Source organism: Polaromonas sp. P1_F1 (assembly GCF_056405795.1).
Genome location: NZ_JBFUBJ010000007.1, coordinates 51,540 through 67,032, shown reverse-complemented (window position 1 = coordinate 67,032; position 15,493 = coordinate 51,540). Strand labels below are relative to the sequence as shown.

At 63.6% G+C, this 15,493-nt stretch carries 14 protein-coding genes; 10 read left to right on the top strand and 4 right to left on the bottom strand.

The window, feature by feature from the left end:
- The first annotated feature begins 47 nt into the window (after positions 1 to 47).
- From radA to waaF, 6 genes are all read left to right on the top strand, one after another.
- Positions 48 to 1,427 (top strand): DNA repair protein RadA, encoded by a 1,380-nt coding sequence (radA, locus tag AC1DZE_RS18115; RefSeq protein ID WP_477671993.1) that lies wholly within the window; start codon positions 48 to 50, stop codon positions 1,425 to 1,427.
- 20 nt (positions 1,428 to 1,447) lie between these two features.
- Positions 1,448 to 2,236 carry a metallophosphoesterase family protein gene (locus AC1DZE_RS18110; protein WP_477671994.1) on the top strand — a complete coding sequence of 263 codons (789 nt, stop codon included), beginning with the start codon at positions 1,448 to 1,450 and terminating at the stop codon, positions 2,234 to 2,236.
- A gap of 170 nt (positions 2,237 to 2,406) precedes the next feature.
- Positions 2,407 to 2,841, top strand: coding sequence for a glycerate kinase (locus AC1DZE_RS18105; protein ID WP_477671995.1), 435 nt, complete (start codon positions 2,407 to 2,409; stop codon positions 2,839 to 2,841).
- Between the two features lie 102 nt (positions 2,842 to 2,943).
- Positions 2,944 to 3,882, top strand: coding sequence for a branched-chain amino acid transaminase (locus tag AC1DZE_RS18100; protein WP_477670269.1), 939 nt, complete (start codon positions 2,944 to 2,946; stop codon positions 3,880 to 3,882).
- A gap of 102 nt (positions 3,883 to 3,984) precedes the next feature.
- A complete protein-coding gene (locus AC1DZE_RS18095) occupies positions 3,985 to 4,206 on the top strand; it encodes a zinc-finger domain-containing protein (RefSeq protein ID WP_477670268.1) in 222 nt (73 codons plus the stop codon).
- A 99-nt stretch (positions 4,207 to 4,305) separates the two neighbouring features.
- Positions 4,306 to 5,325, top strand: a complete 1,020-nt coding sequence (gene waaF / locus AC1DZE_RS18090; protein ID WP_477670267.1) for a lipopolysaccharide heptosyltransferase II — start codon at positions 4,306 to 4,308, stop codon at positions 5,323 to 5,325.
- A gap of 5 nt (positions 5,326 to 5,330) precedes the next feature.
- Here the strand turns inward: waaF and AC1DZE_RS18085 are convergent, their stop codons facing one another.
- The 4 genes from AC1DZE_RS18085 to AC1DZE_RS18070 form a co-directional block, all read right to left on the bottom strand.
- A complete protein-coding gene (locus tag AC1DZE_RS18085; RefSeq protein WP_477671997.1) occupies positions 5,331 to 5,954 on the bottom strand; it encodes a carboxymuconolactone decarboxylase family protein in 624 nt (207 codons plus the stop codon).
- A 310-nt stretch (positions 5,955 to 6,264) separates the two neighbouring features.
- Positions 6,265 to 7,494 (bottom strand): ATP-binding protein, encoded by a 1,230-nt coding sequence (locus AC1DZE_RS18080; RefSeq protein WP_477670265.1) that lies wholly within the window; start codon positions 7,492 to 7,494, stop codon positions 6,265 to 6,267.
- Positions 7,495 to 7,500: 6 nt separating this feature from the next.
- Complete coding sequence (locus AC1DZE_RS18075; RefSeq protein WP_477670264.1) at positions 7,501 to 8,217, bottom strand: response regulator; 717 nt, start codon at positions 8,215 to 8,217, stop codon at positions 7,501 to 7,503.
- 192 nt (positions 8,218 to 8,409) lie between these two features.
- Complete coding sequence (locus tag AC1DZE_RS18070; RefSeq protein WP_477670263.1) at positions 8,410 to 9,816, bottom strand: AmpG family muropeptide MFS transporter; 1,407 nt, start codon at positions 9,814 to 9,816, stop codon at positions 8,410 to 8,412.
- A 31-nt stretch (positions 9,817 to 9,847) separates the two neighbouring features.
- Between AC1DZE_RS18070 and AC1DZE_RS18065 the strand changes: the two genes are divergently transcribed.
- The 4 genes from AC1DZE_RS18065 (at position 9,848) to AC1DZE_RS18050 (ending at position 15,492) form a co-directional block, all read left to right on the top strand.
- Positions 9,848 to 10,690, top strand: a complete 843-nt coding sequence (locus AC1DZE_RS18065; protein ID WP_477670262.1) for a M48 family metallopeptidase — start codon at positions 9,848 to 9,850, stop codon at positions 10,688 to 10,690.
- Positions 10,691 to 10,714: 24 nt separating this feature from the next.
- Positions 10,715 to 11,872, top strand: a complete 1,158-nt coding sequence (locus AC1DZE_RS18060) for an HPP family protein (RefSeq protein ID WP_477670738.1) — start codon at positions 10,715 to 10,717, stop codon at positions 11,870 to 11,872.
- A gap of 320 nt (positions 11,873 to 12,192) precedes the next feature.
- Positions 12,193 to 12,561, top strand: coding sequence for an Hpt domain-containing protein (locus tag AC1DZE_RS18055; RefSeq protein WP_477670261.1), 369 nt, complete (start codon positions 12,193 to 12,195; stop codon positions 12,559 to 12,561).
- 30 nt (positions 12,562 to 12,591) lie between these two features.
- A complete protein-coding gene (locus tag AC1DZE_RS18050) occupies positions 12,592 to 15,492 on the top strand; it encodes a PAS domain S-box protein (protein WP_477670260.1) in 2,901 nt (966 codons plus the stop codon).
- Position 15,493: the final 1 nt, after the last annotated feature.

The window sequence follows — 15,493 nt, the reverse complement described above, 5'->3', positions numbered from 1 at the left end:
TCATTACCAAAACGCAAAGGCTGGTTATTTATACAGTAATATCACGCATGGCTAAAGACAAAACGATTTACACCTGCACCGAATGCGGCGGCACCAGCCCCAAATGGCTGGGCAAATGCCCGCACTGCAATGCCTGGAACACGCTGATCGAGTCGGCCGCGGAAAACAGTGCGCCGGTCAAGAACCGCTACAGCAGCCAGTTCCAGTCACTGGCCAAGGCCTCTGACGTCACCGCCCTGGCCGACATCGAAGCCACCGACATGGAGCGCACGCCGACCGGGCACGAAGAGCTGGACCGCGTGCTGGGCGGCGGCATTGTCGAAGGCGGCGTGGTGCTCATTGGCGGTGACCCTGGCATCGGCAAGTCCACCTTGCTGCTGCAGGCGCTGGATTCATTGCAGCGCGCCGGGCTCAACACCTTGTACGTGACCGGCGAGGAGAGCGGCGCGCAGGTCGCGCTGCGTTCACGCCGGCTGGGGTTGGACGGCTCGCAGGTCAAGGTGCTGGCGGAGATCCAGCTCGAAAAAATCCTCGCCACGCTGGAGGCCACGCAGCCCGCCATCGCGGTAATCGACTCCATCCAGACGGTGTATTCCGACCAGCTCACGTCGGCGCCCGGCTCGGTGGCGCAGGTGCGTGAATGCGCGGCGCACCTGACGCGCGCCGCCAAGTCCAGCGGCGCGTGCATCGTGCTGGTGGGCCATGTGACCAAAGAAGGCGCGCTCGCCGGGCCGCGCGTGCTCGAGCACATGGTCGACACCGTGCTGTACTTTGAAGGCGACACGCATTCCAGCTTTCGCCTGGTGCGCGCCATCAAGAATCGTTTCGGCGCCGTCAACGAAATCGGTGTGTTCGCCATGACGGAAAAAGGCCTCAAAGGCGTGGCCAACCCGAGTGCGATCTTTTTGAGCCAGCACAGCGAGCCCGTGCCCGGCAGCTGCGTGCTGGTCACGCTGGAGGGCACGCGCCCCATGCTGGTTGAAATCCAGGCGCTGGTCGACAACGGCGGGCCCAGCCCGCGGCGCCTCTCGGTGGGCCTGGACCGGGACCGCCTTGCCATGCTGCTGGCGGTGCTGCACCGCCACGCCGGCGTCGCCTGCATGGACCAGGACGTGTTCGTCAACGCCGTGGGCGGCGTGCGCATCAGCGAGCCGGCAGCCGACCTGGCCGTGATGCTGGCCATCACCTCGTCCTTGCGCGGCAAGCCGCTGCCCAAGGGTTTCATCGCCTTTGGCGAGGTCGGGCTGGCCGGAGAAGTGCGCCCGGCCCCGCGCGGCCAGGAGCGCCTGAAGGAGGCCGCCAAGCTGGGTTTTAGCGTAGCCGTGGTGCCCAAGGCCAACGCGCCCAAGAAACCGATTGAAGGCCTCACCATCCACGCCGTCGAGCGCGTGGAAGAGGCCATGGAAGTGGTGCGCAGCCTGAGCTGAGGCATTGCACAATCAGGGCCATGAAACTCGCCGTCATCTCCGACATTCACGGTAACCTGCTGGCGCTTGAGGCCGTGCTGGCGGACATTGCCGGGCAGGGCGTTGACCAGACCGTGAATCTGGGCGACATCCTGAGCGGCCCGTTGCAACCCGCGGAAACCGCCGACCTGCTGATGGCCCGCAACTTCACCACCATCCGCGGCAACCACGAGCGGCAGGTGCTGGAATTGCTGGACCAGGGCCAGCATCTCGACCCACTCGGTACCGACGGCTACACCGCGGGCCAGCTGACGTCGGCGCAGGTGGCGTGGATCAGGTCGCTGCCCACGCGCCTGGAGCTGGCGGGCGGTGACGTGCTGCTGTGCCACGGAACGCCCGGCAGCGATTTGATCTACTGGATGGAAACCACGGTGCCCGGTTTTCCTGACGCGCATCCGACGGGTATCCGGCCCGCCACGGCCGAAGAAGTTTTCCTGCGGCTTGGCGACGAGAGCCCCCAGGCGCATTCGCTGGTTCTTTGCGGCCACACCCATGTGCCGCGCATGGTCCAGTGCGGCAACCTGCTTGTCGTCAATCCCGGCAGCGTCGGCCTGCAGGCCTATGACGACGACCATCCTCACCCGCATGTGGTGGAAAACGGCGCGCCGCACGCGCGTTACGCGGTCGTCGAAAAAACCGCCCAAGGCTGGCGGGCGGACCTGCGCGCGGTGCCCTATGACCATATGACGGCATCCAAAGCGGCATTTGGGCGCGGGCGCCCCGACTGGGCGTATGCCCTGGCGACCGGTTGGGCACAACGCGGCAGTTAACAAAGTGCTATTAAAAACATAGCTGCTGGCGCAATATCTGATTGGGCAGCAGCCACTTTTGGCTTAAAAAGAGCCCGCCACGCTGCCTGGAGGCCGCTTTCGGCGGTTTTTTCATGCGGCTACGCACTCCCCGCAGCGCCGGCGCCCCGGGTGGCTGCGAAAATAAGGCCATGAACTTCCAGAAAATCATTGTTCCCGTGGCCGGCATCGCCGGGGTCTTGCTGGCGTACCGCTTTTACGGCTGGGCCGGTGTAGCCGCCGCCGCCAGCGCCCTCGTGATGTGGGTGCTGCTGCATTTCACCCGCATGATGCAGGTCTTGAAGCGTGCAGCCAACCGGCCCATCGGTCATGTCGACAGCGCGGTCATGCTCAACGCCAAGCTCCGGCCCGGCATGACATTGCTGCATGTGGTGGCGATGACGCGGGCGCTGGGCCTGCTGCAGTCGGCCAAGGACGAGCAGCCCGAAATCTTCCGCTGGACAGACGGTTCCGAGTCGCATGTCACCTGCACCTTTGTGGGCGGCAAACTGTCGCACCATGAACTCTTCCGCCCGGCGCCCGCGGATTCGCCCGAGGCCGGGGGCGCAGCGCCACCCGCACCGTAAAATCGGACTTTCGGGCTTTGCACCGCCTCCCGGGGTTGCCGGCAGGCGGGTGCGGCCGATGGCCAAAAATCATTCCACGACACTCATCACAGGATCAGCATCATGTCCCCAGTAGCACCTTCCATGGCAGACCGCGACGGCAAAATCTGGATGGACGGCCAGATGGTCGACTGGCGCGACGCCAAGATCCACGTGCTGAGCCACACCCTGCATTACGGCTGCGGCGCGTTTGAAGGCGTGCGGGCCTACAACGCCCAGGGCGGCACGGCGATTTTCCGGCTGCAAGAGCACACCGAGCGCCTCTTCAACAGCGCCAAGATCCTGCGCATGAAGATTCCCTTTAGCCAGGACGAAGTCAACGAAGCCACGAAAGCCGTCGTGCGCGAGAACAAGCTGGAGTCCTGCTACATCCGCCCGCTGACCTGGATCGGTTCGCAAAAACTCGGCGTCAGCCCCAAGGGCAACCAGATCCACCTGATGGTCGCGGCCTGGCCCTGGGGCGCCTACCTTGGCGAAGAAGGCATGAAGCGCGGCATCCGTGTGAAGACTTCCAGCTACACCCGCCACCACGTCAACATCACCATGACGCAGGCCAAGGCGGTGAGCAATTACACCAACTCCATCCTCGCCAACATGGAAGCGCTGGATGACGGCTACGATGAAGCGCTGCTGCTCGACGCGTCGGGCTTTGTCAGCGAAGGCGCGGGCGAAAACATTTTTGTGATCAAGGGCGGCGTGGTCTACACGCCCGACCTGTCTGCCGGCGCCCTCAACGGCATCACGCGCAACACCATCCTGCACATCTGCAAGGACCTGGGCCTGGAACTCGTGCAAAAACGCATCACGCGCGACGAGGTGTATATCTCCGACGAAGCCTTCTTCACCGGCACGGCCGCCGAAGTCACGCCCATCCGCGAACTCGACCGCATTGAAATCGGCGCCGGCTCGCGCGGCCCCATCACCGAGAAAATCCAGAGCGCGTTCTTTGACATCGTCAACGGCCGCAATCCCAAGTACGCTCATTGGTTGGCGAAAGTGTGAGCCCCCACGCTTGTCACTGCGTGTACTACGCTGCCCCCCGAGGGGGCCGTGCCTTGCTTGGGGCGGCCCGGCGCGGCGGCGTCTTTAACTAAAAAGGACTTTATGACCACGACGACTCTCCATTCATCCGCTGTCGAACTGCTGGCCTCCGACCTGAACGCCCAGGGCGGGGTCTACTGCCCCAGCCCCAAAGCCGACATGAAAATCTGGAACAGCCACCCCAAGGTCTACCTGGACGTGGCCCGCACCGGCCAGGCCAAGTGCCCGTATTGCGGCACGGTTTACGCGCTGAAAGCCGGCGAGCACTTCGGCGCTGGACATTGACCCACCCCCGAATCGGCCTGCGGCCGCTTCCCCCTCAAGGGGGCGCCATCTGCGGCCCGGCAAAGCCGGTTTCGCGCTGGCATTGGAAGGGAAGTCCACATGCCTGAGTCACTAATAATTTCGCCACAATGGATCGGGGATGCGGTGATGACGGAGCCGCTGATGCGCCGCCTGCATGCGCGTGGCGAACGCCTCACGGTAGGCGCCTTGCCCTGGGTGGCGCCGGTTTACCGGGCGATGCCGCAGGTGGCCGATGTCATTGAGTTCCCTTTCGCGCACGGCGGCCTGCAATTCCGCGAGCGTCGTGCGATCGCCAAACGCATCGAGGGCCGCTTCGACAAGGCCTATGTGCTGCCCAACTCGCTGAAAAGCGCGTTGCTGCCTTTTCTGGCCAGCATTCCGGAGCGCATCGGCTACTTTGGCGAAGCCCGCGTGGGCCTGCTCACGCACCGGCTTAAAAACCCCAAGAACAAGCCCCCCATGGTGGCGTTTTATTCAGCGTTGAGCGGTGGGGCGGACCTCGACAAAGACCGGCCGCAACTGCAGATGGCGCCAGCTGAAATTGAGCAGGTTCTGGCTGAACTGGGCCTGCAACGTGGCGGCTATTACGTGTTTGCGCCCGGTGCCGAATACGGCCCTGCCAAGCGCTGGCCCGCCCGTCACTTTTCAGAACTCGCCGCGCGGCTGGCTTTGCCGGTGATGTTGCTGGGCTCCGGCAAGGAAGCGGCGCTCTGCGAAGAAATTGCCGCGCCGGTGAACGCAGCGCAGCCCGGCAAGTGCCTGAACTTCGCGGGCAAGACCTCGCTGGTACAGGCGCTGTGCCTGATCGCCGCAAGCCAGAGCACGGTCAGCAATGACTCGGGACTGATGCACGTGGCTGCGGCCTTCGGTGTGTCGCAAGTGGCGATCTTCGGCTCATCCAGTCCGCTGCACACGCCGCCATTAAGCGACAAGGCCACTGTGCTGTGGCTCAAAGCCGATGCAGCCTACCAGCCGCCGCTGGACTGCGCACCCTGCTTCGAGCGCGAATGCCCGCTGGGCCATACGCGCTGCCTGAACGATTTGGGCGCCGAGCGGGTGCTTGCGGCGCTGCCACCGGTTTCCCGGGTGGAAAGTTAGGCCGGTCAGGCGGGGAAGGCCGCCAGCGGCGAAAAACCCGGTTTGCCCTGGGTCGGCGTACGCGCCACATTCATCACCCAGCACACCATCACAAAATAGCCGGCGAGGCTGACCAGCTCGACCACACCCTGTTCGCCGAAAGTTTCCACTGCCGCGGCGTAGGTGGCGTCGCAGCAGCCATGCTGGCGCAGCACTTCGAACGTGAGGTCCAGCGCGACGGCCTCATCGGCGGCCGGTTCACGGGGCTGCCTGCCTTCGGCGATCGCGTCCACAGTGGCCTGGCTCACGCCCGCAGCCACCGCCAGCGGCGCATGCATCAGCCATTCAAACTGGTTGGCGGTATGGCGGGCCGCCACGCAGGTAATGAGTTCGCGGACGCGCGCGTCCAGCGTGCTTTCAAAGCGCAGGTAAGCCCCCACGTCGCCAATGCGGCCCATGAGCTGCGGGCTGCGCAGCAGGGGAATGAAGGGGCCAAACACGGCCTTGCGCGGGCCGGCGATCAGTGCGTCCGCAGCGGCCTGCTGCGCGGGTGACATGGCCTCCCGCGGCATCAGCGGCATCCGGTCTTCGGCAAGCGGGAAGAAGCCCTGGGGGACGGCGAGAGTTGGGGGTGTGGTGGCAAGGCTCATGGGGTTCCTGTGGGTGGCTGAATCCCTGAGCGTATCAAAGGGCGCTCCGCCATGTCTTCAGGCAAAAAAAAGCCACCGCGAGGTGGCTTTTGCAAACTTCTTCCGTGAGGAAGATGTCGTTGGGAATCATTGAAATGCTTCACCGACGTTTGGTTTTTTAGTCCCTTTTAATTCCCCTGTTCCCCTACCCATTGTTGTGACAGCAACGGAAAGAAATGTCGGTGATTACACCCTGTCTGACCATTCTCCAAATAGAGGAGACACGCGGTTTAGTGTTGTTGGAGGCCATTTTTCGTGATTTATTTCACGTTTATGGATGGACAACCGGCAATTCAACAACAAAAGTCGCGCCGCCGCCGGGCCGGGCTTCGCAGCGAACGCTGCCCCCATGGCGCTGGCTGATCGACTTCACCAGGGCCAGGCCGAGCCCCACGCCGCCTTCGCGTTCACTGGCGCCGGGCAGGCGGTAAAAAGGCTCAAAAATACGCTCACGCTGCTCGGCGGGCACGCCTGGGCCGCGGTCATGGACCTTGATCACGGCCCGCTGTTTTGCCCCGGCCCGGGCCTGTGCCAGCTCCAGGCTGATCTCGCCGGTGCTATAGCGCCGCGCGTTTTCCAGCAGATTACGGATCAGCCGGCGCAAGAGGCGTGGAGAACCCTGCACCGTCAGGCTGTGGCTATCGGCATCAATGCCCAGACCGGCGCCAGGGCCGCTGGCATCCTGGTCCAGCTCGGCGCTCAATTCCGCATTGACGCGCGAGCATTCTTCCGCCGCCAGGCCGGTGAGGTCCAGGGTTTCAAAAGGCTCCGCGTCGGCCTGCTTGGCGTCGAGGCGGCTGGCCAACAGGATCTCATCGATCAGTTGGTCGAGTTCGGAGATGCTGCGGGAAATTTCCTTGCGCTGCGGCGATGCGGCGTCGGTGCCCATGAGTTCCAGCCCCATGCGGATACGCGCCAGCGGTGAGCGCAATTCGTGCGACGCGTTGGCCAGCAGCGATTTGTGCGACTCCATCAGGGTTTCGATACGCTCGGCCGCGTGGTTGAAGCGCCTGGCCAGGAAGGCCACCTCGTCCTTGCCGTCTGCATTGACGCGGGCCGACAAATCACCGGCGCCCCAGCGCTCCACGCCGCGCTGCAGGGCTTCCAGCCGCAGCGTCAACCTTCGCATCACGGGGTAGGCGCCCAGCGCCACGGCCAGGCCGACGACGACCAGCATCCAGCCAAAACCAAACGGAGGGCGATTCCACGGGTTATTGCCGGGTGGGCGTTTGGGCCGCGGCAACACCAGGTTCAGCGTCTGGCCGTCTTTGGTCAACACGTCAAATTCCAGGCCGTCACCGGGTTTGCGGTCGGGCTTGGTCTGCGCCGTGCCGATGACTTCGCCCTTGTCGTTGTGCACCAGCACTTCGCGTATCGGCAGCTGCGGCGGGTCGGCGCTCAGGCGCCACGCCGCGCCCACCAGAAAAGTGAGGACCAGCACTGTAGCGACAACAGCCAGCCAGATTCGCACATAGAGGTGCGATGTAAAACGTCCCCACATAAGAATCTAGTCCTGCTGTTTGGCAAAAACGTAGCCGACACCGCGCACCGTCAGAATGCGCTTGGGGTCTTTTGCGTCGGCCTCGATGGCGCTGCGGATGCGGCCCATGTGCACGTCGATGGAACGGTCAAAGGCCTCGAGTTCGCGGCCGCGTACGGCTTCCATGATCTGGTCGCGGCTCAGCACGCGGCCTGCACGTTCGGCCAGCGCCACCAGCAGGTCGAACTGGTAAGACGTCAGCTCGCAGGTGTTGCCGGACACCGATACGGTGCGTGCATCGCGGTCAATCTCCAGCGAACCGAAGCGCATGACCTTGTGGCCGCCGCTGGAGGCTGCCGCACCCGTTTCGCCGCCGCGGCGCAGCACGGCCCGGATGCGCGCCAGCAACTCGCGCGGCTCGAAAGGTTTGGGCAGGTAGTCGTCAGCGCCAATTTCCAGGCCGACGATGCGGTCCATCGGGTCGCCTTTGGCCGTCAGCATCAGCACGGCGGTGTTGGCGTTTTCGCTGCCCTGGCCCTTGATGCGCCGGCACACTTCCAGGCCGTCCATGTCGGGCAGCATCAGGTCGAGGATGACCAGATCGGGCGTTGCAGCTTCCAGCGCTGCCAGGCCCGCCGCGCCGTCGGCCGCGTGGGTAAAACCGTAGCCCGACTGGCGAAGGTATTCGCCCACCATATTGGCCAGGCGGGTATCGTCTTCAATCATCAAAAGCTGTTGGGTCATGGCTGGTCCTCGTGTGCAGGTGTTCCCCGTGGGGTGGAATCACAATGAAATTCATGGTGCGCCGGGCGCAACAATCCCGCTTGAAGCCACCGTAAAGTTACGGTAAACCGGGGCAGCGAGCCTCCAGCATACTCCGTGCACGGCACGTCCGCCATGGTGCGGAATTGCTATTGAATTAATAGCTGCTTGCGCTTATTCCTTCTGGGCTTGCGGCGTTTTAAGTCGTGAAGCAAAACCCACCAGAACCAGCACCGGCAGGCCCAGCAAGGCTGTTGCGGTGAAGAAGTTGCTGTAGCCAAAGGCGTCCACATACTTGCCCGAATAACCGGCAAGGAACTTGGGCAGCAATAGCATCATCGAGCTGAAGAGCGCGTACTGGGTGGCCGAGTAATTGATGTTGGTGAGGCTCGACAGGTAGGCAATGAAGGCGGCCGAGGCGATACCACTGGAAAGGTTGTCTGCCGAAATCACGAAGATCAACGCGTTGACGTCGTGCCCGCGCGTGCCCAGCCAGGCAAACAGCAGGTTGCTGGCAGCACTCAGCACGGCGCCCAGCATCAGCACGCGCATCACGCCGAAACGCATGGCCAGCGCGCCACCCACGAAGGCGCCTGCCAGCGTCATCACCACGCCGTAAATTTTGGTCACTGCAGCTACTTCGTCTTTGGTGTAGCCCATGTCGACATAGAACGGGTTGGCCATGATGCCCATGACAACGTCGCTGATGCGGTAGACCGCGATCAGGGCCAGGATCAGCAGCGCCTGCTTGCCGTAGCGGCGCAGGAAATCGGCGAACGGGTCGACCAGCGCGGTTTTAAGCCACTCTGCAGCGTTGCGCGATGGCGCCTGCGGGCGCGGCGCTGGTTCAGGCGACAGCAGCACCGTCGCCATGCCCAGCAGCATGGACGCCGCCATGACCAGGTAGGCCACTTGCCATGCGCCGTGCTGGTAAGTGAGGGCGTCGCCTGCGACTTCGGCACGCGCTGCAATCCACAGCGCCCCGGCGCCGGCCCAGATCATCGCGATGCGGTAACCCGTCTGGTAGGCGGCAGCCAGTGCGGCCTGGCGCTGGATATCGGCCGACTCGATGCGGTAGGCGTCCAGCGCGATGTCTTGTGTGGCCGACCCGAATGCCACGGCCAGTGCGCACCACACGACGGGTTGCAATGCCAGCTTGGGGTCCGTCAGCGCCATACCGACAAGCGCCGCCACGATGACCAGTTGCGACAACAGCAGCCAGCTGCGCCGGCGCCCAAGCATGCGCGTGAGCAGCGGAATCGGCATGCGGTCCACCAGCGGCGCCCACACCCACTTGAAGCCGTAGGCCAGCCCGACCCAGCTCAGGTAGCCGATGGTGGTGCGGTCTATGCCTGCTTCGCGCAGCCAGAAGCTCAGCGTGCCAAACACCAGCAGCAAGGGCAGGCCGGCGGAAAAGCCCAGAAACAGCATGCGCAGCGTGGCGGCCTCGGCATACACGTGCCAGACATCGCGCCAGGTGGGTTTGGGTGCGGCTTTCACAGTGGGGGCTGTAGATGCCGCGCTGTGCGCAGCGACAGGGGCGGGTGATGGCAGTTCGGAGGAGGGGGTTTTGTCTGACATGGGCATCTTGATTTGTGACTATTATTCACCCATGTGCTTTTTATGCGAGGCCAAACACTCTGCCTGGGCTGGCCGCCGGGCGTTCCTGCTGGCTGCCGGCGGCGCCGCAGCGACGGCCGTCACCACCCCGCTGCTCGCGCAGGTTGATGTCGGACCGTCATCGGGGCTGCGCAAGCTGATCCCTGCCGAGGAACTGGAAAACGCCGCCACGCAGGAATATGCCAAGCTGCTGGCGGAGGCGAAGTCCAAGGGCGCGCTGGCCTCGCCGGGCAACCCCCAGCTGCAGCGCATACGCGGCATCGCCACGCGGTTGGTGCCGCAGGCCGCGCAGTGGAACGACCGCGCCAACCAGTGGCGCTGGGAGGTCAACCTGCTTGGCAGCAAGCAGATCAACGCCTTCTGCATGCCCGGAGGCAAGATCGCGTTCTACACGGGCATCATCGATCAGCTCAAGCTCACCGACGATGAAATTGGAATGATCATGGGTCACGAAATGGCCCATGCGTTGCGCGAGCATGCGCGCTCCCGCATTGCCAAAAGCCAGGGCACGAGCATGGGCCTGTCCGCGTTGTCACAACTTTTTGGACTGGGACAGCTGGGCGATGTGGCCGCAAACATCGGCACTCAGCTGCTGACGCTGCGTTACAGCCGCGATGATGAAACCGACGCCGACCTCGTCGGACTGGAGCTGGCTGCGCGCGGCGGCTATAACCCGCAGGCATCCGTCAGCCTCTGGGAAAAAATGGCGCAGGCTGGTGGCGGTGCCGGCGGCCCGAGCTTTCTGTCCACCCACCCCTCCGGTCCTGAACGCATCCAGCAGCTGCAGGCCAACGTGCCCAAGGTGCAGGGTCTTTATCAACGCGCCCGCGGCTGATCGGGCTGAGCCCTGGTGACTGGGTTGACGCAGCGCGCCGCATTCTTCACGCGCGCGTGGTGGCGAGGCTTCCGGCCGGGACGCACCCGCATCAACTCACGCGAGCGGCTGCGCATTGTCATCGGGTCGCTGCTGGGCATTTTTGTGACAGGGCTGCTGTGCCACCTGGCTGACCGGATGATGCCGGGCCTGCCCTGGCTGGTGGCGCCGCTGGGCGCCAGCGCCGTGCTGGTGTATGCCGTGCCGGCCAGTCCTATGGCGCAGCCCTGGAATGTGGTGGGCGGTAATACCCTGTCGGCGCTTGCCGGCATTGCGGGCGTGCATGGCATGCATCTGCTGGGCTCGCCGGCGCTTGCGGCCGCGGTGGGCGTGGCCACGGCCATCGCGCTCATGCTGGCGTTGCGCTGCCTGCATCCGCCGGGCGGCGCCACTGCCTTGATGGTGGTGCTGGGCGGAGTTTCCGACCCGCTGTTTGCCTTCTATCCCGTGATGCTCAACTCCGTGCTGCTGGTGGCGGTCGGCGTCGCCTACAACAACGCCACGCGCAGGGCCTATCCCCACACGCAATTGGCCCCGCCGGGCCCCGCGCCGTCCGTAGAAGACCAGTTGCTTGATGCGGATCTGGACGCCGTACTGGCGCGCTACAACCAGGTGTTGGACGTCAGCCGCGACGACCTCAAGACCTTGCTGGCCGAAACCCGGCTGCGCGCGTACGACCGCAAACTGGCGGAAGTCCGCTGCGCTGACGTCATGTCGCGCGATCTCGTCACGGTGGAATTCGGCACGCCGCTGGAAGAGGCCTGGGCCCTGCTGAGGGAGCGCCGCATCAAGGCCTTGCCGGTGGTGGACCGTAGCTTCCGCATCGCGGGCATCATCACGCAGGCCGACTTCATGCGGGCGGCAGAACTCGATTTGTACGAAGGCTTTGACGCCAAGTTGAGGCAGCTGGTGCGCACCACGCGCAGCGTTTACTCCGACAAACCTGAAGTCGTCGGCCAGATCATGACCCGCAATGTGCGGGTGGCGGGCATGCACCGTCGGCTGGTGGAACTGGTGCCGCTGTTCGGCAGCACCGGTCACCACCACATTCCCATCATCGGGGAGGGGGGGCGGCTGGTGGGAATTATTACCCAGTCTGATGTGATCGCCGCGCTGGGGCGGGCTGCCGATCCATCGGCTTGATGCGCGCGGCGCCTCCAATGATTGAATACTAATGTATTTAGTTACCGCATAGATTCAGGGTTTTTTGCGATAAAGCAGTCTATAAGAATTAATTATCCGTCGGTACAGATGATTCGCTTCTGACATCCCGCCGCAAGCGGTGCACCCCAAGGCGAAACCTCGTACTTGTCCTACGCTGCGTTTTGGCACCTGCGCCGTAAGATAAGCCGCATGTGCTTTCTTCTTCATCAAGTGCAACATGCGTGCCCGCGCGGCTTGCATGCCAAGGCGACTTCGGGGCTGGTCACCAGCTTCTCCCGCGGCACCGCATCAAATAGCGCATGGCTGGCGCCAGCTTTCCGGATGCCATGACGCAACCCAACCCGGCCCTGCTCGCATTTCTGGAGGAGCAGCGCGCCGATTACACCCGCTCGTTGCCGCGTCGTCTTGAGCAGGTGGCGGCCTTATGGCAACAAATTCTCAACGGCGACGATCTGGCGCAGGCTCTGCCAACCCTGGAACGCCATGCGCACAGCCTGGCCGGATCTGCGGCAACCTTCGGATGGGTCGACCTCGGTCTTGCGGCCCAGGCGCTGGAACTGGCCATAGAACCTCATGTCGGTGCCGGCCGGCCGCTTTCGCCGCAGGTGCAGGCCGAAGTCGGACGGGCAGTTAAGGCACTGCAGCAGCGCTTTCCCGGTACTGCGTGAACGCCTACGATCAGATCGCACAAAATGTCCATGGTTTCCTCCAACGCTTTTCTGGTCAAGATCAAAATCGCATTGGCTGCAGGCCTCGTGCTGATGATGGTTGTGGGTGCGGCCTCGTACATCGGCATCGACCGCCTGATTGAAACGGCGCAATCCCGGGTGCGCACGGAAGACACGCTGGTGATGCTCGAGCGTGCGGACTCCGGCCTCCGCACGGCCGAGTCCACATTGCGGCAGTATCTTCTGAGCGGCAGCCCCCAGGAGCTGGAGGAGTTCCAGCGGGCTCGGGTCGAGTTGCGCGCGATCAGGGCACGCATGCGCAGCGCCAACGTGCTGCAGGAGGCCGTGGAGTTTGACGAACTGATCAACCAGCGCGCCCTGATCGCGAACCAGTCCATCGCGGCGCGCAAGGCGTCCGGCCCCGAAGCCGCTGCGACCGTTCTTGGCAGTGATGCCAGCCGGCAATTGAGGCTGCGCACCGACGGGTTGCTGGAAAACGCGCGTAATCGCGAGGTCCACAAGTGGCGTGACGCGCAGGCCGCGGCGGAGCATAGCGCCCAGTGGGCTCAGGGCTTCATCATCGCGGGAAACCTGTTGTTTGCCTGCATGCTGGCCTGGATGGTCTATGTGGTCAAGCACTATGAGCACGTGCGAAAACGCGGTGAGGAGCAATTGCGCGACACAGAAGTGATGAGCCGCAGCATTACCGAGGGGATGGTCGAAACGGTGATCACCACCACGTCCGACGACATCGTTCTGGAGGCCAACGCGGCGGCTTTACAGCTCTTTGGGTATGAGAAAAGCGATCTGATCGGCCGTGACGTGTCGGAATTGGTGCCGCCGCGGTTTCGCCAGCAATACAAGGATTTCACCTCCATGATGCGCGAGCAGCCGGAAACATTCCGGATATCCGGGCAGGAAGTGCGCGCCATGCGCAAAGATGGCAGCGAGTTCATGGTCAGTGTGTCTTTTAGTGATGTGCAGGTCGGCGGCCGCCGCCTTTTCACCGCGTTGATGCATGACATTACCGAGAGCAAGCGCATCAGCAAGGCCTTGCGGGCGAGCGAGTCCCAGCTGCGCCAGGTCACCGATACGGTGCCGGCCCTGATTGCCTACCTCGATACGGAGCAGCGCTTTCGCTTTCACAACCGCGCTTACGAAGCTGCTTTCGGCCTGAGCTTCGAGCAGATCGACGGGCACCCCCTGGCTGAAGTCCTGGGTCCGGAGATTTACGAAACCGTCCGGGAGAAAGTGGAAGAAGTGCTGAGCGGCAAGCCGGTCCGCTACGAACGCACCCAGGTGACGCCGCAAGGCGAGCGCAGGCACTTCGCGATGCAGTATTTCCCCCGCTACGGCGAAGGCGCAGCCAAAGACAAGGTCATCGGGTTCTTCTCAATGGGCACGGACATCACCGAGCTCAGGCGTATCGACCGCATGAAGACCGAATTCGTGTCCACCGTCAGCCACGAGCTGCGCACGCCGCTGACGTCCATACGCGGCTCTCTGGGGCTGATTTCCGGCGGCGTGGCCGGTGAGCTGCCTGCGGCGGTGAAGAACCTGGTGGGCATTGCCCAAAGCAACTGCGAGCGCCTGATCCGGCTGATCAACGACATCCTGGACAGTGAAAAAATCGAGTCCGGCAAATTGCGCCTGGACCTGCAGGTGGTGGACCTTCGGCAACTGGTGCAGCAGGCGCTGGTCGCCAACGAGGGCTTTGCCAGCCAGCACCGGGTAGACCTCGTGTTGCGGGCGCCTGACGTCGCCCTGCAGGTGCGGATCGACGCCGATCGCATGACCCAGGTTTTGACCAATCTTCTGTCCAACGCGGTCAAGTTTTCGCCGCCGGGCAGCCCGGTGGAGGTCAGGCTGTCACGGTCGGCGCAGCGCGTTCGCGTCGAGGTGGTTGATGTCGGCCCCGGCATTCCCGAGGAGTTCCACGGCCGCATTTTCCAGAAATTCTCGCAGGCAGATTCTTCCGACACCCGGCAAAAAGGCGGAACCGGCCTCGGCCTGAATATTTCCCGCGCGCTGGTGGAGAAGATGGACGGCACGATCGGCTTCAGCAGCGCGGAAGGCGTGGGAACCACCTTCTTTTTTGAAGTGCCGGAATGGACCAACCCGGTGCCACTGCTGCAACCCGTGCGGATACAGCCGGCTGTTTCAACCCGGCCCCGCATCCTGATCTGCGAAGGCGATCCCGATGTGGCCAGGCTGATCAGCATGATGCTGAGCAAGGCCGGGTTCGACTCCGACATGACACACAGCGCGGAGCAAGCGCTGGCTTGCCTGGCAGTTAACAGCTACGACGCCGTGACGGTAGACCTGAAACTGCCGGGGCAGAACGGCGTGGCTTTTATCGGCCAGCTGCGGGAGGACGAACGAACCCGCCACCTGCCTGTTGTGGTGATCTCGGCCATGGCCGAGCAAGGGCAGTTGCAGTTCAACCGCAAGCCGCACACGGTGTCGGACTGGCTGAAAAAGCCGATTGACGAGCGGCTCCTCATTCACAGCCTGCGCCGGGCCGTTGTCAGTGTGGATGAAGGCAAACCGCGCGTTCTGCATGTCGAAGACGACCAGGATATCCAGCAAATCACGGCAGCCATTGCGCAGGACTTTGCGACCTTCGAATTTGCCACCACGCTGGACGAGGCTCGCGCCCTCCTGCGCCAGCATTCATTCGACCTGATCCTGCTGGACCTGTCGCTCGGCAGCCATTCGGGCTGGGACCTGTTCGAGGATATCGACGCCCTGGATCCGCGCCCGCCGGTGATCGTGTTCTCGGCCGGCGACGTAAACCCGGCAGATGGCAAGCAGGCCGATGCGGTGCTGGTCAAGGCCCATACTTCCAATACCGAACTGCTCAATACAATCCAGCGTGTGCTCCAGATTCCCGCCGACTACCGCCCCACCCAATCCCAACCCCTGATCTGAT

What these genes read in the sequence shown, in the direction of transcription:
- radA (WP_477671993.1), top strand. Translation starts at nt 48, where the DNA reads ATGGCTAAAGACAAAACGATTTACACCTGCACCGAATGCGGCGGCACC.
- AC1DZE_RS18110 (WP_477671994.1), top strand. Translation starts at nt 1,448, where the DNA reads ATGAAACTCGCCGTCATCTCCGACATTCACGGTAACCTGCTGGCGCTT.
- AC1DZE_RS18105 (WP_477671995.1), top strand. Translation starts at nt 2,407, where the DNA reads ATGAACTTCCAGAAAATCATTGTTCCCGTGGCCGGCATCGCCGGGGTC.
- AC1DZE_RS18100 (WP_477670269.1), top strand. Translation starts at nt 2,944, where the DNA reads ATGTCCCCAGTAGCACCTTCCATGGCAGACCGCGACGGCAAAATCTGG.
- AC1DZE_RS18095 (WP_477670268.1), top strand. Translation starts at nt 3,985, where the DNA reads ATGACCACGACGACTCTCCATTCATCCGCTGTCGAACTGCTGGCCTCC.
- waaF (WP_477670267.1), top strand. Translation starts at nt 4,306, where the DNA reads ATGCCTGAGTCACTAATAATTTCGCCACAATGGATCGGGGATGCGGTG.
- AC1DZE_RS18085 (WP_477671997.1), bottom strand. Translation starts at nt 5,954, where the DNA reads ATGAGCCTTGCCACCACACCCCCAACTCTCGCCGTCCCCCAGGGCTTC.
- AC1DZE_RS18080 (WP_477670265.1), bottom strand. Translation starts at nt 7,494, where the DNA reads ATGTGGGGACGTTTTACATCGCACCTCTATGTGCGAATCTGGCTGGCT.
- AC1DZE_RS18075 (WP_477670264.1), bottom strand. Translation starts at nt 8,217, where the DNA reads ATGACCCAACAGCTTTTGATGATTGAAGACGATACCCGCCTGGCCAAT.
- AC1DZE_RS18070 (WP_477670263.1), bottom strand. Translation starts at nt 9,816, where the DNA reads ATGTCAGACAAAACCCCCTCCTCCGAACTGCCATCACCCGCCCCTGTC.
- AC1DZE_RS18065 (WP_477670262.1), top strand. Translation starts at nt 9,848, where the DNA reads ATGTGCTTTTTATGCGAGGCCAAACACTCTGCCTGGGCTGGCCGCCGG.
- AC1DZE_RS18055 (WP_477670261.1), top strand. Translation starts at nt 12,193, where the DNA reads ATGGCTGGCGCCAGCTTTCCGGATGCCATGACGCAACCCAACCCGGCC.
- AC1DZE_RS18050 (WP_477670260.1), top strand. Translation starts at nt 12,592, where the DNA reads ATGGTTTCCTCCAACGCTTTTCTGGTCAAGATCAAAATCGCATTGGCT.